General features: G+C 54.2%; 6 protein-coding genes. 5 read left to right on the forward strand and 1 reads right to left on the reverse strand.

Annotated elements, in window-relative coordinates:
• From ACXJ5O_RS17085 to ACXJ5O_RS17105, 5 genes are all read left to right on the forward strand, one after another.
• On the forward strand, positions 1–261 hold a 261-nt coding region (locus ACXJ5O_RS17085), incomplete at its 5' end, for a carbohydrate ABC transporter permease (protein ID WP_457300926.1).
• A complete protein-coding gene (locus ACXJ5O_RS17090; protein ID WP_457300927.1) occupies positions 261–1,121 on the forward strand; it encodes a carbohydrate ABC transporter permease in 861 nt (286 codons plus the stop codon). The genes ACXJ5O_RS17085 and ACXJ5O_RS17090, both read left to right, overlap by 1 nt.
• Positions 1,122–1,139: 18 nt before the next feature.
• On the forward strand, positions 1,140–2,477 hold the full coding sequence (locus ACXJ5O_RS17095; protein ID WP_457300928.1) for an extracellular solute-binding protein: 1,338 nt from the start codon (positions 1,140–1,142) through the stop codon (positions 2,475–2,477).
• A 215-nt stretch (positions 2,478–2,692) separates the two neighbouring features.
• A complete protein-coding gene (locus ACXJ5O_RS17100; RefSeq protein ID WP_457300929.1) occupies positions 2,693–4,318 on the forward strand; it encodes a sensor histidine kinase in 1,626 nt (541 codons plus the stop codon).
• The gene (locus ACXJ5O_RS17105; protein WP_457300930.1) at positions 4,318–4,947 is read left to right on the forward strand and encodes a response regulator transcription factor; all 630 of its coding nucleotides are present in this window, start codon (positions 4,318–4,320) and stop codon (positions 4,945–4,947) included. The genes ACXJ5O_RS17100 and ACXJ5O_RS17105 overlap by 1 nt, the downstream gene beginning before the upstream one ends.
• A 106-nt stretch (positions 4,948–5,053) precedes the next feature.
• On the opposite strand, the gene ACXJ5O_RS17110 is transcribed toward ACXJ5O_RS17105, so the two are convergent.
• The gene (locus tag ACXJ5O_RS17110) at positions 5,054–5,257 is read right to left on the reverse strand and encodes a hypothetical protein (protein ID WP_457300931.1); all 204 of its coding nucleotides are present in this window, start codon (positions 5,255–5,257) and stop codon (positions 5,054–5,056) included.
• Positions 5,258–5,702: the final 445 nt, after the last annotated feature.

A 5,702-nucleotide genomic window follows, 5' to 3' on the forward strand; every position in this document is an offset into this window, starting at 1 on the left:
TTGCCGCTTTTGTCGCCCTATTTGCTCGTGGCGATGCTCCTACGGATCATCTTTGAGTTCAGGGCCTTCGATAATGTCTATGTGATGACCGCAGGAGGGCCTGCGAACGCGACGTTGGTGCTCTCCATTTACGTCTATCACACGTCCTTCTTCAGCTTCGATCTCACGCTGGCTTCGGCTGCGTCGTGGATTATGCTGTTGATCGTCCTGATAGTCTCCCTGCTCCTGATAGCAGCCATACGTCAAAAGGAACCCGACTGATGAAATCCCTGTCGCACACAGGCTACAGGAAAGGATGCTACTACGCCTTCGTGTATGGCGCATTGATCTGCTTGCTTGTAATCTTCCTGCTGCCGCTGCTTTGGGTACTTGGACTGTCCTTGAAGACGCGCGAGCAGATTTTCACGACACCGCCACTCTTTCTGTGGTGGCCGACCATGGAGAACTATTTCGCGGTCTTGTCTGAGGGGAACTTTCTGGTTTCCTTCTGGAACAGCTTTTTGGTGACCACCTCGACAGTTTTGGTCTCCCTGTTTGCTGGCATACCTGCGGCCTATACCATCGCCCGATTCCGCTTCCCCGGTCGCAAACTCATCTTCTTTTCGCTGCTCTTCATGCGGATGCTGCCGCCAATTGCGGCACTTTTGCCATTATATGTGATGTTCAGTCTTGTGGGACTGAACAGCTCCAGGACGGGCCTCATCCTGGCCTATACGACATTCAGTCTACCCGTGATTGTTTGGGTCACGCGCGACTTCTTCAAAAGTGTGCCGCGCGACTTGGAAGAAGCGGCCTATATGGACGGCGCGTCCCGGACGGGGGCTTTCCTCAGGATCGCCTTGCCCTTGGCCAAACCGGGAATCACAACCGCGGCCATCTTGTCGCTGCTCCTTGCCTGGAACGACTTCATCTTCGCGGCCATTCTCACCAATAACGTCACGCGAACATCGCCGGTCCTCCTAAGCACTTACGCCGGTAGCGAGACCGGGACCGATTGGGGAGCCATCGCGGCATCCGGCATTCTGGTTCTCCTGCCCGTGATCGTGTTCTCGCTGATCGTTCAAAGGCACCTTGTACCTGGCTTGTCGTCAGGAGCGATAAATGATGCTAGAATTCCCTGACCGGTGATGGAGGGAGCCATGTCCAGTTCGAGCAAGGCTGGTCTGATCAATCGACGGACGTTGCTTGGATCGACTTTGGCCGGCATCAATCTGGCCGCACTCGGCTCGTCGACGACAGCCCGCGCGGAGCTTGGAAAAAAGCCTTCAAAGCTCGTTGTCCTCGGCGACAACGCCTCATGGAAGGGAACGATCCTCCAAGACGCGATTCCCGCCTTTAAAAATGACACGGGCATAGACGTCGAATACGTGCAGTTGCCCATAGACGCTCTGGTCGTACGGTGCCGGGCCGAAATGTCCGGCCMRGRACCYACGAGCTTCGATATYGTGCAGATGGGCTCCTCCATGRTSGGATGGATGCACGCTTATGTTGAGGATCACAATCGTTTGTTGGCGTCCGCTGCCGGCAAACATGCATCCGATTTCGACATGGSTGATTTTKCGCCCCGAACGATCGATGCCGTATCCGTTGACGGCAAGCTATGCGGCATTCCCTATCGGGGAACYATTTATATACTYCACTACCAAAAGGAATTGCTCGMRGCCGCAGGCTTTTCAAGCCCACCGTCGACYTTCGCCGAATTCCAGGCSGCTGCRGYYGCTTTGACRAAGTCAGGTGCRCCCCTCCGGTACGGTTTGGGAACATGCGCTCGTCAGGGGCCGGCGATCAGCAAYCACTTCWGTCCGTTCCTGTTGTCTTCAGGTGGTTCGTTCTACGATCTGAAGACGCGGAAGATCATGATCGATACRGAGGAATCCATCRGTGCGYTGGARTATTATGCGGACTTGATGACCAGGCACAGGGTAATACCTCCGGAGGCAGTGACCTGGGAATGGGATGAGATCATTGCGAACGGCCAGAACGACCGTTATGCCATGGCCGTCACGCTGAACGCGACGGGGACTCTACTGAACAAATCGAAAGCGTCTAAAACAGCCGGGCGGTGGGGTTGGACTGTCGTGCCGGGGGCTCAGAAACGCGAACAGACCAAGAGCATGTTTTTTGTATGGTCGTTCGCTGTACCATCAGCATCAAAGAATAAAGAATGGGCTTTCGAATTCATTCAACACATTACGAGCAAGGAATGGGCCCGGCGGTCAATGGAAAAGGGAAATGCTTCCGCTCGACTGTCCGTTTTGACCGATCCGGAGATCGTCGAAGCATATGGCTGGACCGCAGCGGCCGCCGAGCAGATGAAGACCGCCGAGCCCAACCCGAATGACGCCAATTGGCCCTCGCTCGAGCTTGATCTCCGCACGGGCATTTCAAGCACGCTGCAAGGTCAAACGACAGCCAGAGACGCGTTGCACACCGTCGCTGACAGTTGGAGGCTCAAATTCAATCGCTTGAGGTTATGATGTAACGTCGACAGCCCTTCGTGCCGAAGTTCATTCATCCAATCCAAAAATCAACCCTTTGATCGCATATTCCAAAAAGCTCACCCGGCGTTTACTGCTCTAGCACCGATGAAAGCCCCCTGCTGATCCCAATGACTTAACAATTCTTAACATCTCGAAACTTTCCTTTCTTCTTCAACGGGCATTTCCTTGCAGCGAAACGGTTGAAGGGGGTGATGATGTCTACAAACGGAAGAAAGTCGGCGGTTGTGACACAGGGTCTCGGTGCAGCCATAGCTCAGTATCTGGCAGCCGACCGTTTCAGTGTCCTCATCAATTCTGCATCCCAATCGAAGTTTTTGCGAACCGCTGCTGCTATTATTGCGGCAGTCGTTTTCCTGCTGGACGCGTTGACATCCTTGGACATCGCCATTGCGGTGCTCTACGTGCTCGTGGTCTTGCTGTCGCTTAATTTTGCGACCCAGACAGGGCTCATTCTGATCGGCGCTGGCTGTATCGGACTTACCGTTTTAGGGTTTTTGATTTCGCATGGCCAAGGGCTGCCCGCACTCGAAGGTTCGATGGGCCGTTGCTTCGTCAGCCTTGCTGCCATTGGGATCACAACATTCCTTGCTTTCAGGGTGAAAGCTGCGATCGGTGTTTTGGCCGAAAGTGAACAGCGCTACCGCACAATTTTTCTGGCGACAGGTGTCGGCATCCTCCAGATGGATTTCACAGGCCTCAAAGCCGCTATCGATAGGCTCAAAGTCGGCGGCGTGCGGGACATCGATCATGCGCAGAGGCTTGATGTGGCTTTCCCCAACGAGGTGCCGAAAACCACAAAGCTGATCAACGCGAATGATACAGCTCTGACAATGTTCAATGTCGCCAATATCAACGCGCTGGAGACCATGCTGCCGACACTCATCACCGCGGATATGGACAAGGCCTGGAAACTCCTTGCGGCGATCTGGTCCGGCAAGTCGAGCTATGAAGCCGAAACGGTGATCAACAATGCGGAAGGCCGGCAGCTGGTCGTTTTATACAATGTCGCTTTCCCCGCAAATCGCCCGGCTCTCGATATGGTCTTGATAAGCATCATGGATGTAACCGGCAGGCGGGAAGTCGAAAACCAGCTTCATGCAGCGCGAACGGAGTTGGCGCATGTCGCCCGCGTGGCAACGCTTGGCGAGCTGACCGTATCGATCGCTCATGAACTCAACCAGCCTTTGGCCGCCGTGGTCACCAACGGAGGAGCCGGCTTGCGCTGGCTCAAGCGGGATGTACCGGACCTTGAGAAAGTTCAATCTTCGATGGAAGGGATGATTGCCGATGCACAACGTGCCAGCGACATCATCAAGAACTTGCGGGCTCTATCGGTGAAGGCACCTCCGAAGCCGATACATATTAACCTGAATGAGGTTCTCGATGAGACGGTGGCGCTTGTTCGGCGTGAAATTGACATCAATCAGGTAAGCTTGCGGTTCGATCTTGCAGCCGATCTGCCAGAGATCAACGGTGATCGCGTRCAACTGCAACAAGTARTCCTGAATTTGCTGTTAAATGCCATCCAGGCAATGGCACATGTGGCTGGYAACACTCGGAAGCTGCTTATAGAGACGTTTGCCGAGGAACAGTCTGCTCTCGTGAAAATCCACGAYAATGGCCCCGGCCTTACGCCTGAAACCCGAAAGAAACTGTTTAGCCCCTTTTATACGACGAAGCCGGACGGAATGGGCATGGGCTTGTCSATCTGCCGCTCGATCGTGAATGCACATGGGGGAAGCATCAGTGCAAGTTCCGAACCGGGATCAGGCACCACGTTCGAATTCACCATTCCCTTGAAACAAGGGACCGGGTAATGGACGAACACAGCTCGCCACTTGTCTTTGTCGTTGACGATGATGCACATCTGAGAGAAGCGTTGGCCAATCTTTTCAGGTCGGTTGGTATGAGTGTAGAGCTGTTCGGCTCCACCTCCGAACTCCTTTACCGTCCTGCCAAAATTTCTGCCGGAAGCTGCCTTGTCCTCGATATTCGGCTTCCGGGCGTCAGCGGGCTCGACTTCCAGGACAAGCTCGCTAACCTTGGCAACAATATTCCCATCATCTTCATGACGGGTCACGGTGATGTTCCGATGTCTGTACGGGCGATGAAGGCTGGCGCCATTGATTTTCTCACCAAGCCGTTCCGCGACCAGGACATGCTCGATGCGGTCTCGAATGCGCTCGTTCTTGACCGGGCTCGCCGGACGAGCGATGGCGAACTGTCTGCACTGATGACGCGGTATGAAAGCCTGACGGCTCGAGAGCGTGAGGTAATTGCCCTGGTGACAAGCGGCCTCATGAACAAGCAGATCGGATGGGAGCTTGGCCTGAGTGAGATAACGGTCAAAATCCATCGTAGTCATCTGATGGAAAAAATGGCTGTGCGAACCCTTGCTGAACTCGTCAAGGCCTATGAGGCCCTTCGGCCTGTCTTGAACAAGTGATGTCTGCTTAGACGATTGCCGCGGCACGGCAGCGAATGTTGGGAGCAGCATAAGGCCCGGCGGTCAGACGAAGCCGACCTGAAACGAACATTTCAACGGTCCTGCTTCAAGCCGCGCAGCTGTCAAATTGCACGTGCAGCCGCTCGTATTGGGATGGGTAATTGATACGAACCCATTCCGTGGCGCCGCGCAGATATGCGATTTCGACCGCACTGCCGAGATCAACCTCCAGATCGTGGATTTTGTGCTCAAGGTCCTTCATCCGGCTCGCAGTCGCCAGGGCCTTTCTGTCTTTTGGGTTATTTGTCATTGTCATTCCATCTGTTGGCCGCTCAACGGCGGGTTGACGAGGTGGCGGACGCGCTGGCTTGAATTAACCAAGCCCGTTCCAGACCTGATCCTCCCAAATATTGTTCTCCCATTCCGGGAAGACCTTACGAGTATCGCTTCGATAATACTTGCTGCCGTGTCCAGACGTCTTTTCCATGTGCCGCGTTCGATCAGAGGCGAACGAGCCAGAGGTCCCATGACCGGGCACGAAACCTGCGGAAATCGCCGTGGAGATGACAACGGCAGCTATTGTATGGGTCAAAAGGTTTTTCATAGTTGCTATGTTACATTGGCTTTTGGAGAATGAAATTATGCTTCGGATGTACATAATTATACATTGGTATAATCGTGTCCTGACTAGTATTGGACGCCTCCAATGATGTGGGAAGTTGGACGGTAAAGCTGCGGGCTATGAGACAAAAGAC

It is taken from the genome of Phyllobacterium sp. P5_D12, from assembly GCF_054049495.1.